This is a genomic window from Roseicyclus salinarum (assembly GCF_029624655.1).
In the GTDB taxonomy this organism is placed as follows: domain Bacteria; phylum Pseudomonadota; class Alphaproteobacteria; order Rhodobacterales; family Rhodobacteraceae; genus Roseibacterium; species Roseibacterium salinarum.
In genome coordinates this window covers 46,080-65,577 of sequence record NZ_JARRSA010000001.1, presented here as the reverse complement: position 1 = coordinate 65,577, position 19,498 = coordinate 46,080, and the positions used below count along the sequence as shown (strand labels likewise).

Sequence of the window (19,498 nt, the reverse complement as noted above, 5' to 3'; positions counted from 1 at the left end):
ATCCGCCGGGCCTCTCGCCAAGGCCGGAGCCATCGGCTATGGGTCGCCCATGAGCGACGCCGCCCCAGACCGCACGACGCCGTCGGCCCGCGAAACGGCCGAGCGTGTCCTCCGCACGGAGGGCGCGGCCGTTCTCGAACTTGCGGACGCCCTGCCCGAGGACTTCGAGGCTGCGGTCGAGGGGATCCTCGCCACGCAGGGCCGCGTGATCCTCGGCGGCATCGGCAAGTCGGGGCATATCGCGCGCAAGATCAGCTCGACCTTCGCCTCGACCGGAACTCCCTCGGCCTTCGTCCATCCCGCTGAGGCAAGCCACGGCGACCTTGGGATGATCATGCCGGGCGATCTTGCGATCCTGATCTCGAATTCCGGCGAGACCGCGGAACTGCGGGACATCGTGGCCCATGTCGCCCGCTTCTCGATCCCGCTGATCGGCATCTCCGGCAGGCCCGAGTCAACGCTTATGAAGGCCGCCGACTACCGGCTGACCCTTCCCCCCGCGCCCGAAGCCTGCGCGCTGGGCATGGCGCCGACGACATCCACGACGCTGACGCTTGCACTCGGCGACGCGCTGGCCGTCGCGGTGATGGAACGGCGCGGGTTCCTGCCCGAACAGTTCCGCACGTTCCACCCAGGCGGCAAGCTGGGGGCGCGACTGTCGAAGGTGATGCAGCTGATGCACGGCCCGGCGGCCCTGCCGCTGGTCGAGGTGGGCGCGGCCATGCCCGAGACGCTTGTCGTGATGAGCGAAAAGGGCTTCGGCATCGCCGGCGTGACCGAGGGCGGCCGCCTTGTCGGCGTGATTTCCGACGGCGACCTGCGGCGCAACATGGACCACCTTATGGACCGCCGCGCGGGCGAGGTCGCCACGCGCAGTCCCAGGGTCATCGGGCCGGAAATGCTCGCCGCAGAGGCGCTTGCGCTGATGTCGGAAAACAAGATCACCGCGCTGTTCGTCACGGATGATGCCGCGCGGCCGCTCGGCATCCTTCACCTGCACGACTGCCTTCGCGCGGGCCTCGTCTGAAACGTGAACGGCCCCGCCCTTGGGGGCGAGGCCGTCAGCCGAGTCGGAGAGGGAGAGACCCCCGGCTCAGTTGCTGTCGTCGGCGCGACGCAGCTCATCGAAGATCTCGGCGCCGTAGGCCGGCTCGCCCGAGAACACGGTGACCGAGTTCAGGTCGATGCGCTCGGCCGCGCGGTCCACGGATGCGTTGTAGTTGCGAACCGCGACCGCGATGGCCTCGTCGCCACGGGTCGAAACCGTCGTGCCCAGCACCGGACCGTTCGGCCCTGCCGCGATGAGGTCCGAGCGGCTGTCGGCGCTGAGGTTGAAGTGGTTGATCGCCTGTTGCGTGGCGTCGGCGGCAAGCGCCGGCATTGCGGTGGCGGCGAGGATCGCTGCGGTGATGATCGTGCGTTTCATTTCAGTCTCCTTGGTGTGGTGCCTGGGGTGTGTCCCGGGCTCTTGTTGGATCGTCTTCGGCTGTCTGGCCGTTCGATGATCCTAAGCTGAGCCCTCTTGCGCCCTCATTCAACACACGGAACTGAGAGATTCACGAGAAGTAGGTGCGTTATTGCACAACACCCTGCGCCCTGCGCACGAACCGCACGGCCGCGTGATCGTGCACTCTCGAAGCCGTGAAAATCGGCGCGATTTCTGTAACTTGGGCGGATGGGTGGCGACGCGCTCAGGTGCCGTAATAGTCGCGATACCACGCGACGAATCTCGCCACGCCGTCCCGGACCGCCGTTCCGGGACGCTCTCCGATCAGCTGCCGCAGAAGCGTCGCGTCCGCCCAGGTGGCGGGAACGTCGCCGGGCTGCATGTCCATCATGTTCTTGACCGCGGCGCGGCCGGTCGCAGCCTCGATCGCCGCGATGAAATCGAGCAGGGGGACAGGCGCCGAGCTACCGATGTTCACGATGCGGAACGGCGCCACCGGCGAAAGGCTGTCGCCTTCGGGGATCGAGGCGGGGTCCTCGGGGCGGACGGGAGCGACGTCGATCAGCCGGACGATCGCGTCCGCAAGATCGTCGATGTAGGTGAAGTCGCGGCTCATCCGGCCGTGGTTGTAGACGTCGATCGGCTTCCCGGCGAGGATCGCGCGCGTGAACTTGAAGGGCGCCATGTCCGGGCGGCTCCAGGGGCCGTAGACGGTGAAGAAGCGGAACATCGTCGTCGGCAGGCCGTAGAGATGCGCGTAGGAATGCGCCATCGCCTCGTTCGCCTTCTTCGTGGCGGCGTAGAACGACATCTGCGTGTCGGCCTTGTCCGTCTCGGCATAGGGCATCTCGGTATTCGCGCCGTAGACCGACGAGGTGGAGGCCAGAAGGCTGTGGGCCGGCGGGAACGCGCGCATCGCCTCGAGGACGCGGAAGGTGCCGACGAGATTGGCCTCGACGTAGCTTTCGGGCGCCTCGATCGAGTAGCGGACGCCGGCCTGCGCGGCGAGGTGGACCACCGCGTCGGGCCGATGTCGCGCCATCAGGTCATGGACCGCGCCGGGTGTCTCGATCCGCTCGGTCACGGCGGTGTAGCCCGGCTTCTGCAGCAGCATGGACTGCCGCCGTTCCTTCAGGGAAACGTCGTAATAGTCGGTGAGCGCATCGATGCCGACCACCTCCCAGCCCTCGGCCAGAAGGCGGGCGCAGACGTGAAAGCCGACGAACCCCGCCGATCCCGTGACCAGTGCCCTGCGCGCTGCCATGGCGTGGCTCCCCTGCCTTGCCGCCCGGCGATGGCGGGGGCGGCGATCATGAATTCCGGCCTACCGAATAGGTCATCGCGCGGGCCCGCGGTATCCCAAAAAGCCGCGCGCCGTCAGCGAGGAAGCTCGATCCGGCGCGCGCGGGGCACGAGGCTGTTGATCCTCGAGATATGCACCGGAAGCGTCCGGGTGTGGAAATCGTGCGTCCCGACCACGAAACGCCGCGCCTCGGCGCCGAGAGGGGCATGGGCTTCGGGCCGCTCCAGAACTTCCACGACCTGCCGCGCCAGCGCCTCGGGCTGGAAGAAATCGACGAGGAGACCGTTTTTTCCGTGTTCGACCGCCTCGCGCACGGGGGCCGTGTCCGAAGCGACGATGGTGGCGCCCATCGCCATCGCTTCCAGAAGCGACCACGACAGCACGAAGGGCACCGTCAGGTAGATGTGGCACCGGCTGACCTGGATGACCTGCTTGTAGGAGGTGTAAGGCACGCGCCCGAGGAAATGCACGCGGTTCCAGTCGAGCCGGTCGCCGACCTCCCGTTCCATCCGCGCGCGGTAGCCTCCGGCCTCGTCGGCCTTGCGCCCATAGGAGGTCTCGTTTCCACCGATGATGAGCGCGCGGGCGTTGGGTCGCGCGTTCAGGATGTGCGGCAGGGCGCGCATGAAGACGTGGAACCCGCGCACCGGCTCGAGGTTGCGGGCCATGTAGGTGAAGACCTCGTCCGCGCGCGTCACCGGCCGGTCCAGCCGCGCAAGCTGCAGCCTTGCGTCCGGGTTTGGGTGCAGGCGGTCGGTGCGGATCCCGTCGTGGCAGACGTAGATCCCGGGGTGGAAGCTTTCGGGAAAGGTGTCGCGCTGCCACGTGGTCGGTGAATGCCCAAGGTCCACCGTCTGGAAATTGGCGAAGTTCACCGCGTTGCGCGCGTGCATGGTGAAGCGCGCCTGATCGCTCGACGGGAACTCGGGGTCGAAGCCGACGGAACCGCCCTCGGACAGGAAGTAGTATTCGAAAAAGCCCAGCACCGGCACGTCCGGCCAGACCTGCTTCATGAAGGTCAGCTCGCCCCAGCCCACATGACCCAGGATCACATCGGGGCGGAACCCGTCGGCCTTCAGCGTCTCGCAGGCCTGCGCCGCCCCGAACCCGTTGCCGCAGCAATCCTCCCAGTAGGACGAAAGCGCATAGGCGCCGGGGGCGGCCTTGTGGTGGGACTTGTAGACGACGATCTGGGCGCCCTCGACGTGCGGCGCGTCGCTGCGCTGCGTCAAAAAGACGATCCGGTGTCCGCCCTGCGCCACGAGGTAGCGAAAGAGTTCCCTGTACTGGCCGGGAAAGTTCTGGTGGACGAAAAGGATGTTCATGCGGCGGCGGCGGTCCGGAACGGGGCGGTCCGGGCATCCTTCCCCGATCGGGGTATCACAGGCAAGCGCGCGGGCCCCGCGCTTCGCGGTTTGGGATTGCGGCATTCCCGACTATATGTGACGCAAGCGGCCCTACCGAGCCCGGACTGACATCATGACCCTCACGACACGCATTGCATGGGACGACACCGTCCTTCCCTTCCAGCTCGATCATGCCGACATCCGCGGCCGGGTCGCGCGGCTGGACCAGACGCTCGACCGCATCCTGCACCAGCACGACTATCCGCCCGCGGTCGAGGCGCTGGTCGCCGAGATGGCGCTTCTGACCGCGATGATCGGCCAGACGATCAAGCTGCGCTGGAAACTGTCCCTTCAGGTGCGCGGCGACGGCCCGATCCGACTGATCGCGACCGACTTCTTCGCCCCCGCCAAAGAGGGTGCGCCGGCGTGGATCCGCGCCTTCGCCAGCTACGACGCCGAGCGCCTCGAGGAACGCGGCGCCCCGTTCCCACAGGTCGGCGGCGGCTATTTCGCCATCCTGATCGACCAGGGCAAGGGCACCGCGCCCTACCAGGGGATCACGCCGCTCGCGGGCGGGTCGCTGGCGGCCTGCGCGGAGACCTACTTCGCGCAGTCCGAACAGCTGCCGACGCGCTTCGCGCTCAGCTACGGTCAAAGCCGCGAGCCGGGCGAGGACGCGACGTGGCGTGCCGGCGGCGTCATGCTTCAGCACATGCCCAAGGCGTCCCGGCCGCCCCCGGGCGAGGGCGGCTCGGGCGAGGGTGGTCTGCTTGCGGCCGACGATCTGCTGGACGGCGACGACGGCGACAACTGGCGCCGGGCCAACCTCCTGCTCGATACCGTCGAGGAAATGGAGCTGGTGGGCCCCCGGATCGCACCTACGGACCTTCTGGTTCGGCTTTTCCACGAGGAGGCCCCGCGCGTCTTCGATGCCCAGCCGGTCAGCTTCGGCTGCACGTGCTCGGCCGAGCGCGTGCGCGAAAGCCTGTCGATCTACTCGGCCAAGGATATCGGCCACATGACGACCGACGAGGGCATCGTGACGGCGGATTGCCAGTTCTGCGGCGCGCATTACGAGTTCGATCCACGGACACTCGGCTTCGAGGCCGACCGCGATCCTGCCGGCGAGGGCGGGCGCGCGGATGGCGATGCGCCCGGTGAGGACGATGGGACAGCCGGTTGACCTCGAGACGCTGAGGGCCGCCCTCGACACGCGCGCGGCCCGGCCATCGTCCGACTACGACCTGAATCCCGGCGTCCAGCTGCCCGAGGGCAGGCGGCTGCGCGCCGCGGCGGTGCTGATCCCGGTGCTTGGCAGTGAGGTCATCCTCACGAAGCGTGCTTCGCACCTGAAACACCACCCTGGCCAGATCGCGCTTCCGGGCGGCAAGGTGGACGGCACCGACGACGGCGCCGCGGCCGCGGCCCTGCGCGAGGCGCGTGAGGAGATCGGCCTCGACCCCTCCAACGTCGCGCTGATCGCCGAGCTGCCGGCGCATGAGACGGTGACGGGTTACACGATCACCCCGATCCTCGCGCGGGTCCGCGCGGAGTTCGCGGCCGTGCCGGAGGAGGGCGAGGTCGCCGAGGTCTTCCGCGTGCCGCTCGCCTTCCTGATGGATCCCTCCAACTACCGCGTGGAGGGCCGCCTGTGGCGTGGAACGCGGCGCAACTACTACGTCGCGCCCTATGGCCCCTACTACATCTGGGGCGCAACCGCGCGCATCCTGAAGTCGCTGGCCGACAGGCTCGGGCCATGAGACTTGTCGCGGACTGGCTGACGGATCCGGCCACGACGGCGGTCATCGACGCGCTCGAGCAGGGCGGCGCGCGCGCGTGGTTCGTCGGAGGATGCGTGCGCGACGGGCTTCTCGGGCGCGCCATGGGCGACATCGACATCGCCACCGACGTGCCCCCAGGGCGCGTGGCCGAGATCGCCGGGGCCGCCGGCATCCGCTGCGTGCCGACAGGCGAGGATCACGGCACGGTGACGCTGGTGACCGACCACCGCCCGTTCGAGGTGACGACCCTCCGGCGCGATGTCGAGACCGACGGGCGGCGCGCCACGGTTGCCTATACCGACCGCCTCGACGAGGACGCGCACCGGCGGGACTTCACGATCAATGCGCTTTATTCGCTGCGCGACGGGACGGTTCTCGACCCGACGGGCGAGGGCTTGACCGATATCGCTGCGGGCCGGGTACGGTTCATCGGCGATCCGCATGACCGCATCGCCGAGGACTACCTCCGCATCCTGCGCTTCTTCCGCTTCCACGCCTGGTATTCCGCGCCCGGCGGCGGCCTCGACGCGGCTGGCCTCGCGGCGTCCGCCGAAATGGCCGAGGGCCTCGGGCGCCTCTCGCGAGAGCGTGTCGGCGCGGAGATGCGCAAGCTTCTTGCCGCCCCCGATCCCGCCCCGTCCGTCGCCGCGATGGCGCAGGGCGGCGTGCTCGCCCGCATCCTGCCCGGCGCAGACGCGCGCATGCTTCCTGTCCTGGTCGCGCTCGAGGACGGGCTTCCCGCCGACCCGCTCCGCCGTCTCGCCACGCTTGGCGGCGAAGACCCGGCGGGGCGGCTGCGTCTCTCGAAGGCCGAGGCCCGCCGCCTCGCGCTCCTGCGCGACGGCATGTCGAACGCGGCGTCTCCCGGAGAACTGGGATATCGCCACGGCAGGGACACCGCGCGCGAAATCCTGCTCCTGCGCGCCGCGGCGGAGGCGCGCGCGCCTGATCCCGCGGCGCTGGCGGCCGCCGCCCGCGGCGCCGCCGCGGTCTTTCCGGTGAAGGCCTCCGACCTGATGCCCGCCTTCGAGGGACCCGCGCTCGGCGCCGAGCTCTCCCGGCTGGAGCGCGCATGGATCGACAGCGGCTTCCGCCTCGGGCCACACGACCTTCTCTCGTGACACGGGGATTGCGCCGCCTGCGGCGTCGCCCCGCGAAGCGCCGTCTCGGGGCCGATGGCCCCTCGCCGGCGCTGATGCCTCCGGCGGGAGTTTTTCGGCAAGGATGAAGGAAGGTGCGCGGGCGTGGCTTCATCCTTGCGGAAAAACTCCGGGGGGAGGCCGCAGGCCGGGGGGCGGAGCCCCCTACTTGCGCGACTTCTTGACAGCGCCGCGGGGCCGGGATTGGGTGCGTCGGCGCCACGTCGAGGCTTCATGGATCCCCTTTACCTGTTCGTCTTTTTCGGGCTCGTTTCCCCTGGTCCGAACGTCATCCTGCTGACCGCGTCCGGTGCGAGGTTCGGGTTCCGCGCGACGCTGCCCCATGTGGCGGGCGTCGCGCTTGGGGTGGGGATCATTGCCGGTCTGGCCGGGCTGGGGGTCGGCGCCCTCCTCGCCGAATGGCCCGTCGTGAGGGGCGCTCTGGGCTTAGCCGCGGCAGGCTGGATCGTCTACATGGCCGCGCGCCTCTGGCGATCGGAGCCCGCGGGCGCCGCCCGCGCAGATGACGCCCGGCCCTGGGGCGTGACGCAAGCGATCCTCTTCCAGTGGGTCAACCCGAAGGTCTGGGCCATCGCGATGGCGGCGGCGTCGGGCTATGGCGCGGGGCTTACCCCCCTCGACGAAGCGCAGAGACTGGCCATCGCGTTCTCGGCGCTCAACCTTCTCGTCTGCCTGTTCTGGAGCTACGCCGGCTCGCTGCTTGCGCTTCTTCTGTCCAACGCGGGCGCGTGGCGCATCTTCGCGCGCGTCATGGCCACGGGTCTGGGCGCATCGGCTGTCATGGTCTTTCTGTAGGCCGGGGCCTATATGTGAGCTCAAGGACGGCGGACGCCATGTTTTCCAGACTATTCCATTTCTTCGAGTCACGGGTCGATCCCTACGCGGCCTACACCGAGACGGACGCCCCGCCCCGGCGCCTTTTCGCGTTTCTCTGGGACTACTCACAGCCCTTCAAGACGGTCTACGCCCTCACCGCCGTCACGGCGGTTGTCGTCGCGGCGATCGAGGTCGGGCTGATCTGGTACATGGGACGGGTGGTCGACCTTCTGTCGACCGGCGCCGCGTCCGATGTCCTTGCGCGGCACGGGACCGAGCTGGTTCTGGCGGCGCTGTTCATCCTTCTCGTGCGTCCGGTCATCCAGGGGCTGAACGTCGCGCTCCTGAACAATGCGATCCTGCCCCAGTTCGGCACGCTGATCCGCTGGCGCGCGCACCGGCAGGTCCTGCGCCAGTCCGTGGGGTGGTTCGAGAACGACTTCGCGGGCCGTATCGCCAACCGGATCATGCAGACGCCCACCAGCGGCGGCGAGGCCGTGTTCCAGGTCTTCGACGCGATCACATTCTCGCTCGCCTATCTGCTGGGAGCCGCGGTCCTGCTGGCCGGCGCCGATCCGCGGCTCCTGCTGCCGCTCGCCGCGTGGTTCGCGCTTTATGGGCTGCTTCTGCGCTGGACGATCGTGCGGATCGGGCCGGCCTCGAAGGCGAGCGCGGATGCGCGCTCGGCCACGACGGGCCGCGTTGTGGACAGCTATACCAACATCCATGCCGTGAAGCTCTTCGCCCATCACGACCAGGAGATCGAATACGCCCGCGAGGCGATCGAGACCACGCGACGCACCTTCGCGCATGAGATGCGCCTTTTCACTGTGATGGACGTCGTTCTGACGCTGCTGAACGGTCTTCTGATCGTGTCGGTCGTGGGCTGGGCCGTGTGGCTCTGGGCGGCGGGGACGGCGAGCGTCGGCACGGTCGCCGCGGCGACGGCCCTGACGCTGCGGCTCAACGCGATGACGGGCTGGATCATGTGGGCGGTATCCAGCTTCTTCCGCTCGCTCGGCGTCGTTGCCGAGGGCATGGAGACGATCACCGATCCCGTGATGCTGACCGATGCAGCGGAGGCCGTGCCCCTGACGTTCGATCGGGGCGAGATCGCCTTCGACGGCGTGTCGCACCATTACGGGCGCGGGGCCGGTGGCCTCGACGGCGTGAGCCTCGTCATAAGGCCGGGCGAGAAGGTGGGCCTGATCGGGCGCTCGGGCGCGGGCAAGTCGACGCTGGTGAAGCTGCTTCTTCGGTTCTACGACCCGGAGGGCGGGCGGATCCTGATCGACGGACAGGACATCGCGCATGTCACGCAGGACAGCCTGCGCCGCAGGATCGGCATGGTGCAGCAGGACAGCGCGCTTCTGCACCGTTCGGTCCGGGACAACATCCTCTATGGGCGGCCGGATGCGACGGAGGCCGAGATGATCGCCGCCGCGAAACGGGCCGAGGCGCATGATTTCATACTCGAGCTTTCCGATCCGCAGGGACGCACCGGCTACGACGCGCATGTCGGCGAGCGCGGCGTGAAGCTTTCGGGCGGGCAGCGGCAGCGCGTCACGCTGGCGCGGGTGATCCTGAAGGACGCGCCGATCCTGGTGCTGGACGAGGCCACGAGCGCGCTCGACAGCGAGGTCGAGGCCGCGATCCAGAACACGCTCTATGGCGTGATGGAGGGCAAGACCGTCATCGCCATCGCGCACCGCCTGTCCACCATCGCCCACATGGACCGCATCGTCGTTCTCGACGGGGGCCATGTCGCCGAGCAGGGCACCCATGCCGAGCTTCTGGCGAATGCCGGGCTTTATGCCGGGTTCTGGGCGCGGCAATCGGGCGGTTTCATCGGCACCGATCCGCAGCACGAAGCGGCATCCACGGAGGCGGCCGAATGATCGACGCCATGCGCGGCATCCTTCACCGGATGGGCAATCTGATCGACGGCTTCCAACCGGCGGGCGGGCCGCCGCCCGGCAAGTTGTGGCCGTTCATTCGCTGGTGCCTCGCTGGCGCATGGCCGGTGATCCTGTTCGCCACGCTGCTGTCGGGGCTGGCGGGCGCGATGGAGGTCGGCGCGGCGTGGCTGCTGGGGGTTCTGGTCGATTCCACCGTGGCCGGGTCCGGGGGATATTTCGCCGAGAACGCCCTTCTCGTGACGGCATATGCCGCGTTCTACCTGCTTCTGCGTCCGCTGTTCTTCGGCGCGTCGGCGGCGTTCAACGGCATCGTCCTGCCTCCGAACCTCGCACCGCTGATCCAGAGCCGCCTGCACCGTTGGTCGCTTGGACATGACGTCACCTTCTTCGACAACGACTTCGCCGGCCGGATCGCGCAGAAGCAGATGCAGGCAGCGACCGCGCTCGTGAACGTCGTGACCGAGGTCATCAACGCCGGCGCTTTCGCCGTCGCGACACTGATCGGGGCGCTGGCGATGCTTGCGGCGATCGACTGGCGGATCGGCCTCGCGCTTCTGGTGTGGCTGGTCGGCTACGGCGCCATGATTCGCTGGTTCCTGCCGCGCATACGCGTCCGGTCGCAGGCGAGGGCGGCGGCGCGCGCGAACGTCACCGGCCAGATCGTCGACACGATCACCAACATCAAGACCGTGAAGCTGTTCGGCCATACCGAGCACGAGGACGAGGCGGCGATCGACGCGCTGCACGGCTACAGGCAGTCGGCGCTGGCCTTCGGCTACCTCTCGACGGGGTTCCGCTTCGCGTTGATGGCGACGGCGGGGCTTCTGCCGGTGGTGCTCGTGCTCGGGGCTATCCTATTGTGGCAGAACGGCCTTGCGACACCCGGCGAGATTGCGGCGACAGGTGCCATCGCCATGCGCATCGCGCAGATGACCGGCTGGGTCAGCTTCACGCTGATGGCGATCTACGCCAACGTGGGCGAGGTCGAGGACGGGATGCGAACCCTGACGCCGCCGCACAGGCTGACCGATGCGTCGGATGCGGTGAGCCTGCCGCGCATGGAGGGTCGGATCGCATTCGAAGGCGTCGATTTCGCCTACGGGCGTCGCGTCGGGGGGGTCGAAGGCATCGACCTCGTGATCGAGCCGGGACAGAAGCTTGGCATCGTGGGCGCGTCCGGCGCGGGCAAGTCGACGCTCGTCGCGCTGCTGCTGCGGCTCTACGACATCGAGAAGGGGCGCATCACGGTCGACGGCACGGACATCCGTGACATCACGCAGGACAGTCTCCGCCAGCAGATCGCGATGGTCACGCAGGAGACGGCGATGTTCAACCGCTCGGCGATGGAGAACATCCGCTACGGGCGTCCCGAGGCCTCCGACGAGGAGGTCTTCGCGGCGGCGCGCCGGGCCGAGGCGCACGAGTTCATCCTGTCGCTCAAGGATCATCGCGGCCGCAGCGGCTATGACGCGTTCCTTGGCGAGCGCGGGGTGAAGCTTTCGGGCGGACAGCGGCAGCGGATCGCGCTGGCGCGGGCGTTCCTGAAGGACGCGCCGGTGCTCGTGCTGGACGAGGCGACCAGCGCGCTCGACAGCGAGGTCGAGGCCGCGATCCAGTCCACGCTGACGGACGTCATGGAGGGCAAGACGGTCATCGCCATCGCGCACCGCCTGTCCACGCTGGCCGAGATGGACCGGATCGTCGTCCTTGACGGCGGCCGCATCGTGGAGGACGGACGCCACGAGGATCTTCTTGCGACGGGTGGACTTTACGCGCGCTACTGGAACCGGCAGTCGGGCGGGTTTATCCATGCCGAGGCGGCCGAATAGACCGGTTGCGCCACGCACGAACCGGCAGGAGGCCGCCGTCATGGATTACGAAACCGTCCCCGCCGACGTCTTCGGGCGCAGCCTGAGCGGACTTGGCGTCAACATCCTGTCGCGGGACGTCGGGGCGCTGGCCGGGTTCCTGTCCGGGGTCTTCGGCCTTTCGGTCCACCGGGTAAGCGCGGATTTCGCCATTGCGGTTCACGACGGGTCCACGTTCCAGCTGCACGGCGACGGCGCCTTTGGCGCGCATCCCCTGCTCGGCCTCGTGCCGGAAACGCCGCCGCGCGGCGCGGGGGCGCAGTTCTACCTTTTCGGGGTCGATCCCGACGTGGCGGCCGCGAAGGCCGAGGCCGCCGGGTTCACCGTGCTCGAGCCCACTGCCGACAAGCCGCACGGCCTCCGCGAATGCACGATCCTCAGCCCAGAGGGCTACGCCTTCAGCCCCGCGATCCACGCCTGAGGCATCATGGTCGAGGTCAGGATCACGCGGTTGGGACACCTGGGCGACGGCATTGCGGCCGCGCCGGACGGCAGCCCCCTTTTCGTTCCGCTGGCCCTCCCGGGTGAGGTCGTGTCCGGCGAGACGTCGGGCGACCGGATCGAAAGCCCCCGGATCGTCGCACCCTCGCCGGACCGCGTGGCCGCGCCCTGCCCGCATTACCGCAGTTGCGGCGGATGCGCGCTGATGCACGCCAGCGACGCGTTCGTGGCCGGATGGAAGGCGCAGGTCATTGCGACTGCGCTTGCCGCGCATGGGCTGGAGGCGCCAATGCGCGAGATCCGAACCTCGCCGCCCCGGTCGCGCAGGCGCGCGACGCTCGCCGGTCGCCGCACGAAGAAGGGCGCGATGGTGGGCTTCCACGCGCGGAAATCAGACACCATCGTGCCGATCAGTGACTGTTTCGTGCTCGCGCCCGAGCTTCTGGCGACCCTTCCTACGCTTGAAGAGATCACCCGCCTCGGCGCGTCGCGAAGCGGGGTCCTTGGCCTCTCGCTCACGCTGTCGCCGGCGGGTGTCGACCTGCGCGTGACGGGCGGCAAGCCGCTCGACGGGCCGTTGCGCGCCAATCTGCCGAGGTTCGCGCCGCACTTCACGCGCCTCAGCTGGGACGACGAGCCCGTCTTCGCCGATGCCCCCCCGGTCCAGAGGTTCGGCCCCGCGACCGTGACGCCGCCGCCCGGCGCCTTCCTGCAGGCGACCGCGGCGGGCGAGGCGGCGCTGCTTGCAGCGGTCGCCGAGGCTACGCAGGGCGCCGCCCGGATCGCCGACCTTTTCTCGGGCTGCGGGACGTTCGCGCTTCCGCTTGCCCGCACCGCCGCCGTTCATGCCGTCGAGGGGGACGCGGGCCTTCTGGCCGCGCTGGACGCAGGCGCGCGTCATGCCTCCGGCCTGCGGCCCGTCACGATCGAGGCGCGCGACCTGTTCCGCCGTCCCCTCGGCCCCGACGAGCTTGCGGGCTTCGATGCCGTCGTCATCGATCCGCCCCGCGCGGGCGCCGAGGCGCAAGCCCGCGCGCTGGCCGGGGCGCGAGTGCCGCGCATCGCCGCCGTCTCGTGCAATCCCGTCACCTTCGCACGCGATGCCGCACTGCTCGTGGCGGCGGGATATCGCCTCGACTGGGTGCAACCCGTTGATCAGTTTCGCTGGTCCCCGCATGTGGAGCTTGCCGCGTCGCTAAGCCTTCCCCATATCGGCGCGTAAAGCGTTCGAGGGACCACATGACCGACACGACCACCGCCTCCGCAGGGCTTCGCGGCCGTCTGGCCGACTGGCTGGACCGCCCGCAGGTCCGCTACACGATCATCGGCGTCATCGTGTTCAACGCCGTGATCCTCGGAATGGAGACGTCGGACGCGCTGATGGCGGGTTGGGGTCCCCTGATCGTGGCGCTCGACCGGGCCTGCCTTGCGATCTTCGTCATCGAGATCGCGCTGAAGCTGGTGGCGCATGGGCCGCGGTTCTTCCGCTCCGGGTGGAACGTTTTCGACTTCGTGATCGTCGGCATCGCCCTGATACCGGCGGCGCAGGGCCTGTCGGTTCTGCGCGCGCTGCGCATCCTGCGGGTGCTGCGCGTGATCTCCGTCGCGCCGCGCCTGCGCCGCGTGGTCGAGGGGTTCGTCACGGCGCTGCCCGGCATGGGCTCGGTGTTCCTTCTGATGGCGATCATCTTCTACATCGGCGCCGTGATGGCGACGAAGCTGTTCAGCGCCAGCTTCCCCGACTGGTTCGGGACGCTCGGCGCGTCGCTTTATACGCTCTTTCAGATCATGACGCTGGAATCGTGGTCGATGGGCATCGTGCGACCCGTCCTCGAGGTCTATCCCTTCGCCTGGGCCTTCTTCGTGCCGTTCATCATGGTCACGACCTTCGCAGTGGTGAACCTGCTGGTCGGTCTCATCGTGAACTCGATGCAGGACGCCCATGCCGAGGAAAGCAACGCCGCAACCGACAAGTATCGCGACGAGGTGCTGGAGCGTCTGAGAAAGATCGAGGAGCGGCTGGAGAAATAGCGGGCTTCGCCGTCAGGCCCGCCGCTCCATCGTCGCCACGCCCAGCGTCGTCAGCACCTTCTCGACGATGTCGCCCGCGTTCATCTTCGCGACGGCATACATGTCCTCGGGGCTCGCCTGGTCGATGAAGACGTCGGGCAGGACCATCGAGCGATACCTGATCCCCTTGTCGAACACGCCCCGCTCGGCCAGAAGCTGAGCGACATGGCTGCCGAAGCCGCCGACGGCGCCCTCTTCCACGGTGATCAGGGCCTCGTGGTGGCGGGCGAGTTGCAGGATCAGCTCCTCGTCCAGCGGCTTGGAAAAGCGGGCGTCGGCCACGGTGGGTTTCAGCCCCCGGCCCGCAAGCGTTTCGGCGGCTTCCTGGACCTCCTTCAGGCGCGCGCCGAAGTTCAGGAGGGCGACCCGGTTCCCCTCGGCGATCATCCGCCCGCGACCGATCTCCAGCGCGACGCCGCGTTCGGGCATCTCGACGCCGACGCCCTCGCCGCGCGGGTAGCGGAAGGCCGACGGGCGGTCGTCGATCTCCAGCGCGGTGCGCACCATGTGCACCAGTTCGGCCTCGTCGGAGGCCGCCATGACGACGAAACCGGGAAGGTTCGACAGGAAGGCGACGTCATAGCTTCCGGCATGGGTCGCGCCGTCGGCGCCCACGAGGCCGGCGCGGTCGATGGCGAAGCGCACCGGCAGGCGCTGGATGGCGACGTCATGCACCACCTGGTCGTAGCCGCGCTGGAGGAATGTCGAGTAGATCGCCGCGAACGGCTTCAGGCCGCCCGCGGCCATGCCGGCGCAGAAGGTGACGGCGTGCTGCTCGGCGATGCCCACGTCGAAGCAGCGGCCGGGAAAGCGCTCGCCGAAGAGGTCGAGGCCGGTTCCGTCGGGCATCGCCGCAGTGACGGCGACGATCCGGGGATCGTCCTCGGCCTCGCGGATCAGCGACCGGGCGAAGACCTTGGTGTAGGAAGGCGCGTTCGAGGGCGACTTCTTCTGTTCGCCCGTGGCCACGTCGAATTTCGCCGTGGCATGGCCGCGATCCGCGCGGTGCTCGGCGTAGCCCTTGCCCTTCCTCGTGATGGCGTGGATCAGGATCGGCCCATCGGCGCGCGCCTTGACCGTGCGCAGAACGGCCAGAAGCTGCTCCATGTCGTGCCCGTCGATGGGTCCGATGTAGGAAAAGCCCAGCTCCTCGAACAGCGTCCCGCCCACGGTCGCGGCCTTCAGCAGTTCCTTGGCGCGGCGCGCGCCCTCCTGGAAGGGTTCGGGAAGCAGCGAGACCGCGCCCTTGGCCGCGGCCTTCAGCTCCTGAAAGGGGGCGCCCGCATAAAGGCGCGACAGGTAGCTCGACATCGCCCCTGTCGGCGGCGCGATGGACATCTCGTTGTCGTTGAGGATGACGATCAGGCGCTTGCCCATGTGACCGGCGTTGTTCATCGCCTCGTAGGCCATGCCGCCCGAAAGCGCGCCGTCCCCGATCACGGCGATCGCGTCGCCGTGCCCCGTGGAGCAATCCCCGCCGAGGTCCCGCGCCACCGCAAAGCCAAGCGCCGCCGAGATGCTGGTCGAGGAATGCGCCGCGCCAAAGGGGTCGTAAGGCGACTCGCTGCGCTTGGTGAACCCCGAAAGGCCGTCCTTCTGGCGGATCGTCAGCATCCTGTCGCGCCGTCCGGTCAGGATCTTGTGCGGATAGCTCTGGTGGCTGACATCCCAGATCAGCTTGTCGCGCGGCGTGTCGAAGACGGCGTGTATCGCGACGGTCAGTTCCACCACGCCCAGACCGGCGCCGAAATGGCCGCCGGTCTGGCTGACCGACCAGATCGTCTCGGCCCGAAGCTCGTCGGCGACGCGGCGCAGGTCGCCATCGCCAAAGCGCTTGAGGTCCGCCGGGGTCTTCACCCGGTCGAGGAGGGGGGTGGCGGGTCGCTCGCTCATTCGCTGGCCTCCCGGGCCGTCGCTGCCGTCATGCATCGCGGGCGATAATGTAGCGGGCCAGCGCCTGCAAGTTCTGCGACCTGTCGCCGTAGGGCTCGAGCGCCGCGCAGGCCTCGTCAACGAGGGCCGCGGCACGCGCGCGCGCGGCCTCCAGCCCAAGTAGCGACACGAAGGTCGCCTTGCCCGCCTCGGCGTCCTTGCGCAGTGCCTTGCCCGCCTTTGCGCTGTCGCCGGTGACGTCCAGGATGTCGTCCGCAATCTGGAACGCAAGGCCGATGGCGCGGGCATAGCGCTGCAACGGCCCCGGATCCGCCCGGCCGAGGATCGCACCCGCCCGCGCCGGCCACTCGATCAGGCGGCCGGTCTTGTTGCCCTGCAGTTCGGTGATCTGGTCCAGCGTCAGCGGCTGCCCGGACGTTTCGGCGGCCATGTCCTGGGCCTGTCCCAGCACCATGCCCTGCGCCCCGCTGGACCGTGCCAGCGTGGCCACAAGCTCCACGCGCTGCGCGGCGTCGCCCGCGCGTGCGTCGGCCAGAAGCTCGAACGCGAAGGTCTGAAGCGCATCGCCGACCAGAACCGCCGTGGCCTCGTCCCATTTCCGATGCACGGTCGGACGTCCGCGGCGCAGATCGTCGTCATCCATGCAGGGAAGATCGTCATGCACGAGACTGTAGGCATGGACGCATTCGACCGCCGCCGCGGAATGGAGCGCCTGCGCCCGATCCACGCCGAACAGTCCCGCCGTCTCGAGCACGAGGAACCCGCGAAGCCGCTTGCCGCCCTCGCTGGCATAGCGCATCCCCTCGGCGATCGCGTCACCCCCGAGCGGGGCGAGCCGTTCGGCAAGGAACGCGCCGATGTCATTTCGCGCGTCGGCCAGCGCCGCCTGGAACATGCGGTCAGAGCCCCTCGGCGGGCCTGGTGCCGGTGGCCTGTCCGTTGGCGTCGAGCGTGATCTGTTCGACCTGCTCCTCGGCCTCCTTCAGTCGGGCCTCGCAATGCGCCTTCAAGGCCGCGCCGCGCTTGTAGAGCTTGATGGAATCCTCGAGCGGCACGTCGCCCCGGTCCAGCGCGCCCACGACGGTCTCGAACTCGCGGATCGCTTCCTCGAAGCTCATCTCCCCGATCGCTTTCTCGTCGCTCATCCGTGCCGCTCCATCAATTCCGTGACATGCACCGCGACCGAGGCCGCGAGCGAAGAAAGATCATAGCCGCCTTCGAGTGTCGAGACCACGCGGCCCCCGCAAAGCTCGTCGGCAAGATCGCACAGCCCGCGCGTGACCCATGCGAAGTCCTCTTCCGTCCAGTTCAGGTTCGCCAGCGGATCGTCGCGGTGCGCGTCGAAGCCGGCGGAGACAAGGACCATCTCGGGCTCGAAGGCGCGCAGGAACGGAAACACCTGTGCCTCGTAGACCGCGCGCATCTCGGTCCCGCCGGAGCCGGGCGACAGCGGCACGTTTCGGATGTTGCGCGTGGCCCCCCGCTCGCCCGGCCCGCCGGTGCCGGGATAGAGCGGCATCTGGTGGCTCGACACGAACAGCGCGCGCGGCTCGTCCCAGAGGATGTCCTGCGTCCCGTTGCCGTGATGCACGTCGAAATCGACGACGGCGACGCGCGACAATCCCCGGCGGTCCAGCGCGTGCTTCGCGGCGATCGCGACGTTGCCGAGCAGGCAGAACCCCATGGCGCGGTCGCGTTCCGCGTGGTGGCCGGGCGGTCGCGTGGCGACGAAGGCGTTCTTCGCGTGGCCGTCGAGAACGGCGTCCACTGCCGCGATGCAGCCGCCCACGCCCCGCAGGGCCGCGTCCCAGCTGCCGGGGCTGACATAGGTGTCGGCGTCCAGCGCGACACGGTCGGAGGCGGGGATCGCATCCTCGATCTGGTCGAGGTAGCCCTCGGAGTGGCCTTGCGTGATGTCGGCGCGCAACGCGGGCCCGGCCGCCGCGCGTCTGGCGGTGTCGAAGGCGGGGGCCGACAGCGCCTCGGACACCGCCTTGAGGCGCGCGACCTGCTCGGGATGGCCGGGCGGCGTGTCGTGGTCCAGCCCGTGGGCGTTCTCGATGATCAGGGTCGTCATGTCTGCCTGCTCCGCTCAGTCCGGGGCAAGCATGTAGCCTGCGCCGCGCACGGTTTGAAGATAACGCGGCTGCTTGGGGTTCAGTTCGATCTTCTTGCGCAACCGCGTGATCTGGACGTCCACGGCGCGTTCCTGCACCTGCTCGGCCTGCGCGCCCTTGTCCCGGTTCAGAAGCCCGACGAGGTCGGTCCGGCTGAAGGGCTGGTGCGGCTGGCCCGAGAAGATCCGCATCAACGCGGCCTCGGTCGCCGTCAGGCGCACGGAGTCCGAGCCGCGCCAAAGCTCGCCGCGCTCGATGTCGTAGCGGATGGGCCCGAGGTGCAGCACCTGCACCACCTGCGCCTCCTCGGGCTGCTTGGGCATCCGCCGCAGGATCGCGTTGACCCGCAGCAGAAGCTCCTTGGGTTCGAAGGGCTTGGCGAGATAGTCGTCGGCGCCGGCCTCGAAGCCGGTGATGCGGTCGCCGGCTTCGCCCTTGGCGGTCAACAGCAGGATCGGCGTCGAAAGCGTCTGGCGCAGATCCCGTGTCAGGCTGAGACCGTCCTCGCCCGGCATCATAACGTCGAGCACGATGAGGTCGAAGTCGAGCCCCGCCAGAAGCCGCCGCGCATGGGCCGCATCCCGCGCCGCCGTCGCGAGAAAGCCGTTGCGCACGAGAAACTTCTGCAAGAGGCCGCGGATGCGCTCGTCGTCGTCGACGATCAGAAGGTGCGCTCCGGGTTCGCTCATGGTGCGCCATCCGTTCCGTCGAGGAAATGCCTGCGCATCTCGGGGTCCATCATCTGCTCCAGCACCGCGCGAAAGCCCGCCACCGCCTCGGGGCCCGCGTTGCGGAACGCCGCGCGCATCCGGTTGCGCTGCGCCTCGGACAGCTGGCGTTCCAGTTCCGCGCCCTTCACCGTCAGGTGGAGATGCCGCTCGCGCTTGTCGCGGGTGCCGACCCGGCTGTCGACCAGCCCGTCCTCCACCAGCGTGCGCAGCACCCGGTTCAGGGACTGTTTCGTGACGCCGAGGATCGACAGGAGGTTGTTTACCGTCGTGCCCGGAGAGCGGTTGATGAAGTGGATCGCCCGATGATGCGCACGCCCGTAGCCGTATTCCTGCAAGATCCGGTCGGGGTCCGCGGTGAAGCCGCGATAGGCGAAGAACATCGCCTCGATCCCGCGCCGAAGCTGATCGTCGGTCAGGAACAGGAGGCTCTCGCTCCGGCCCATCACCGCGCCTGTCGTGCGCTCCGCCATCGGCCTTCTGCCCTCCCGGGAAGTCCCTTGCCATGCCCCGTTCCGGGGACGGCGCCACTTTATGTCAGCCTTGTTGACTTTCCAAGAATCAATTGATAGCGACAGGCAGGTTTTGCGAAATATTATGTCCGTTTCG

19 protein-coding genes are annotated in these 19,498 nt (G+C 68.7%); 10 read left to right on the top strand and 9 right to left on the bottom strand.

Annotation, left to right across the window (positions count from 1 at the left end; translation table 11 throughout):
* Positions 1 to 49 precede the first annotated feature (49 nt).
* Positions 50 to 1,027 (top strand): KpsF/GutQ family sugar-phosphate isomerase, encoded by a 978-nt coding sequence (locus P6F26_RS00335; protein ID WP_278026857.1) that lies wholly within the window; start codon positions 50 to 52, stop codon positions 1,025 to 1,027.
* A 66-nt stretch (positions 1,028 to 1,093) separates the two neighbouring features.
* Here the strand turns inward: P6F26_RS00335 and P6F26_RS00330 are convergent, their stop codons facing one another.
* The 3 genes from P6F26_RS00330 to P6F26_RS00320 all read right to left on the bottom strand — a co-directional run bounded on the left by P6F26_RS00330 (position 1,094) and on the right by P6F26_RS00320 (position 4,075).
* On the bottom strand, positions 1,094 to 1,426 hold the full coding sequence (locus tag P6F26_RS00330; protein WP_278026636.1) for a hypothetical protein: 333 nt from the start codon (positions 1,424 to 1,426) through the stop codon (positions 1,094 to 1,096).
* A 265-nt stretch (positions 1,427 to 1,691) separates the two neighbouring features.
* Positions 1,692 to 2,711, bottom strand: coding sequence for an NAD-dependent epimerase/dehydratase family protein (locus P6F26_RS00325; protein ID WP_278026635.1), 1,020 nt, complete (start codon positions 2,709 to 2,711; stop codon positions 1,692 to 1,694).
* 113 nt (positions 2,712 to 2,824) lie between these two features.
* Positions 2,825 to 4,075: a glycosyltransferase gene (locus tag P6F26_RS00320; protein WP_278026634.1), complete on the bottom strand. Its 1,251-nt coding sequence runs from the start codon at positions 4,073 to 4,075 to the stop codon at positions 2,825 to 2,827.
* Positions 4,076 to 4,229: 154 nt separating this feature from the next.
* Here P6F26_RS00320 and hslO point away from each other — a divergent pair, with 154 nt between their 5' ends.
* The 9 genes from hslO (at position 4,230) to P6F26_RS00275 (ending at position 14,112) form a co-directional block, all read left to right on the top strand.
* Positions 4,230 to 5,279: an Hsp33 family molecular chaperone HslO gene (gene hslO / locus P6F26_RS00315; protein ID WP_278026633.1), complete on the top strand. Its 1,050-nt coding sequence runs from the start codon at positions 4,230 to 4,232 to the stop codon at positions 5,277 to 5,279.
* Positions 5,263 to 5,856 (top strand): CoA pyrophosphatase, encoded by a 594-nt coding sequence (locus tag P6F26_RS00310; RefSeq protein ID WP_278026632.1) that lies wholly within the window; start codon positions 5,263 to 5,265, stop codon positions 5,854 to 5,856. The genes hslO and P6F26_RS00310 overlap by 17 nt, the downstream gene beginning before the upstream one ends.
* Entirely contained in the window at positions 5,853 to 6,998 is a 1,146-nt protein-coding gene (locus tag P6F26_RS00305; RefSeq protein ID WP_278026631.1) for a CCA tRNA nucleotidyltransferase, read from the top strand. Before P6F26_RS00310 ends, P6F26_RS00305 begins: the two co-directional genes overlap by 4 nt.
* A gap of 252 nt (positions 6,999 to 7,250) precedes the next feature.
* On the top strand, positions 7,251 to 7,832 hold the full coding sequence (locus tag P6F26_RS00300) for a LysE family translocator (protein WP_278026630.1): 582 nt from the start codon (positions 7,251 to 7,253) through the stop codon (positions 7,830 to 7,832).
* A 38-nt stretch (positions 7,833 to 7,870) separates the two neighbouring features.
* Positions 7,871 to 9,751, top strand: a complete 1,881-nt coding sequence (locus P6F26_RS00295; protein ID WP_278026629.1) for an ABC transporter ATP-binding protein — start codon at positions 7,871 to 7,873, stop codon at positions 9,749 to 9,751.
* Positions 9,748 to 11,601 carry an ABC transporter ATP-binding protein gene (locus P6F26_RS00290; protein WP_430736702.1) on the top strand — a complete coding sequence of 618 codons (1,854 nt, stop codon included), beginning with the start codon at positions 9,748 to 9,750 and terminating at the stop codon, positions 11,599 to 11,601. Before P6F26_RS00295 ends, P6F26_RS00290 begins: the two co-directional genes overlap by 4 nt.
* Before the next feature lie 40 nt (positions 11,602 to 11,641).
* Positions 11,642 to 12,061 (top strand): VOC family protein, encoded by a 420-nt coding sequence (locus tag P6F26_RS00285; protein ID WP_278026628.1) that lies wholly within the window; start codon positions 11,642 to 11,644, stop codon positions 12,059 to 12,061.
* 6 nt (positions 12,062 to 12,067) lie between these two features.
* Complete coding sequence (locus P6F26_RS00280; RefSeq protein ID WP_278026627.1) at positions 12,068 to 13,303, top strand: class I SAM-dependent RNA methyltransferase; 1,236 nt, start codon at positions 12,068 to 12,070, stop codon at positions 13,301 to 13,303.
* A 17-nt stretch (positions 13,304 to 13,320) separates the two neighbouring features.
* Positions 13,321 to 14,112 carry an ion transporter gene (locus tag P6F26_RS00275; protein ID WP_278026626.1) on the top strand — a complete coding sequence of 264 codons (792 nt, stop codon included), beginning with the start codon at positions 13,321 to 13,323 and terminating at the stop codon, positions 14,110 to 14,112.
* A 12-nt stretch (positions 14,113 to 14,124) separates the two neighbouring features.
* Here the strand turns inward: P6F26_RS00275 and dxs are convergent, their stop codons facing one another.
* Genes dxs through P6F26_RS00245 form a run of 6 tightly spaced genes read right to left on the bottom strand, consistent with a single transcriptional unit; the run spans position 14,125 to position 19,362 of the window.
* Complete coding sequence (dxs, locus tag P6F26_RS00270; protein ID WP_278026625.1) at positions 14,125 to 16,044, bottom strand: 1-deoxy-D-xylulose-5-phosphate synthase; 1,920 nt, start codon at positions 16,042 to 16,044, stop codon at positions 14,125 to 14,127.
* A 28-nt stretch (positions 16,045 to 16,072) separates the two neighbouring features.
* Complete coding sequence (locus P6F26_RS00265) at positions 16,073 to 16,939, bottom strand: polyprenyl synthetase family protein (protein WP_278026624.1); 867 nt, start codon at positions 16,937 to 16,939, stop codon at positions 16,073 to 16,075.
* Between the two features lie 4 nt (positions 16,940 to 16,943).
* On the bottom strand, positions 16,944 to 17,189 hold the full coding sequence (locus P6F26_RS00260; RefSeq protein ID WP_278026623.1) for an exodeoxyribonuclease VII small subunit: 246 nt from the start codon (positions 17,187 to 17,189) through the stop codon (positions 16,944 to 16,946).
* Entirely contained in the window at positions 17,186 to 18,121 is a 936-nt protein-coding gene (locus P6F26_RS00255) for a histone deacetylase family protein (protein WP_278026622.1), read from the bottom strand. Before P6F26_RS00255 ends, P6F26_RS00260 begins: the two co-directional genes overlap by 4 nt.
* A 15-nt stretch (positions 18,122 to 18,136) precedes the next feature.
* The gene (locus tag P6F26_RS00250; RefSeq protein ID WP_278026621.1) at positions 18,137 to 18,850 is read right to left on the bottom strand and encodes a response regulator; all 714 of its coding nucleotides are present in this window, start codon (positions 18,848 to 18,850) and stop codon (positions 18,137 to 18,139) included.
* A complete protein-coding gene (locus P6F26_RS00245; protein ID WP_278026620.1) occupies positions 18,847 to 19,362 on the bottom strand; it encodes a MarR family winged helix-turn-helix transcriptional regulator in 516 nt (171 codons plus the stop codon). The genes P6F26_RS00250 and P6F26_RS00245 overlap by 4 nt, the downstream gene beginning before the upstream one ends.
* Positions 19,363 to 19,498 lie beyond the last annotated feature (136 nt).

What these genes read in the sequence shown, in the direction of transcription:
- P6F26_RS00335 (WP_278026857.1), top strand. Translation starts at nt 50, where the DNA reads ATGAGCGACGCCGCCCCAGACCGCACGACGCCGTCGGCCCGCGAAACG.
- P6F26_RS00330 (WP_278026636.1), bottom strand. Translation starts at nt 1,426, where the DNA reads ATGAAACGCACGATCATCACCGCAGCGATCCTCGCCGCCACCGCAATG.
- P6F26_RS00325 (WP_278026635.1), bottom strand. Translation starts at nt 2,711, where the DNA reads ATGGCAGCGCGCAGGGCACTGGTCACGGGATCGGCGGGGTTCGTCGGC.
- P6F26_RS00320 (WP_278026634.1), bottom strand. Translation starts at nt 4,075, where the DNA reads ATGAACATCCTTTTCGTCCACCAGAACTTTCCCGGCCAGTACAGGGAA.
- hslO (WP_278026633.1), top strand. Translation starts at nt 4,230, where the DNA reads ATGACCCTCACGACACGCATTGCATGGGACGACACCGTCCTTCCCTTC.
- P6F26_RS00310 (WP_278026632.1), top strand. Translation starts at nt 5,263, where the DNA reads ATGGGACAGCCGGTTGACCTCGAGACGCTGAGGGCCGCCCTCGACACG.
- P6F26_RS00305 (WP_278026631.1), top strand. Translation starts at nt 5,853, where the DNA reads ATGAGACTTGTCGCGGACTGGCTGACGGATCCGGCCACGACGGCGGTC.
- P6F26_RS00300 (WP_278026630.1), top strand. Translation starts at nt 7,251, where the DNA reads ATGGATCCCCTTTACCTGTTCGTCTTTTTCGGGCTCGTTTCCCCTGGT.
- P6F26_RS00295 (WP_278026629.1), top strand. Translation starts at nt 7,871, where the DNA reads ATGTTTTCCAGACTATTCCATTTCTTCGAGTCACGGGTCGATCCCTAC.
- P6F26_RS00290 (WP_430736702.1), top strand. Translation starts at nt 9,748, where the DNA reads ATGATCGACGCCATGCGCGGCATCCTTCACCGGATGGGCAATCTGATC.
- P6F26_RS00285 (WP_278026628.1), top strand. Translation starts at nt 11,642, where the DNA reads ATGGATTACGAAACCGTCCCCGCCGACGTCTTCGGGCGCAGCCTGAGC.
- P6F26_RS00280 (WP_278026627.1), top strand. Translation starts at nt 12,068, where the DNA reads ATGGTCGAGGTCAGGATCACGCGGTTGGGACACCTGGGCGACGGCATT.
- P6F26_RS00275 (WP_278026626.1), top strand. Translation starts at nt 13,321, where the DNA reads ATGACCGACACGACCACCGCCTCCGCAGGGCTTCGCGGCCGTCTGGCC.
- dxs (WP_278026625.1), bottom strand. Translation starts at nt 16,044, where the DNA reads ATGAGCGAGCGACCCGCCACCCCCCTCCTCGACCGGGTGAAGACCCCG.
- P6F26_RS00265 (WP_278026624.1), bottom strand. Translation starts at nt 16,939, where the DNA reads ATGTTCCAGGCGGCGCTGGCCGACGCGCGAAATGACATCGGCGCGTTC.
- P6F26_RS00260 (WP_278026623.1), bottom strand. Translation starts at nt 17,189, where the DNA reads ATGAGCGACGAGAAAGCGATCGGGGAGATGAGCTTCGAGGAAGCGATC.
- P6F26_RS00255 (WP_278026622.1), bottom strand. Translation starts at nt 18,121, where the DNA reads ATGACGACCCTGATCATCGAGAACGCCCACGGGCTGGACCACGACACG.
- P6F26_RS00250 (WP_278026621.1), bottom strand. Translation starts at nt 18,850, where the DNA reads ATGAGCGAACCCGGAGCGCACCTTCTGATCGTCGACGACGACGAGCGC.
- P6F26_RS00245 (WP_278026620.1), bottom strand. Translation starts at nt 19,362, where the DNA reads ATGGCGGAGCGCACGACAGGCGCGGTGATGGGCCGGAGCGAGAGCCTC.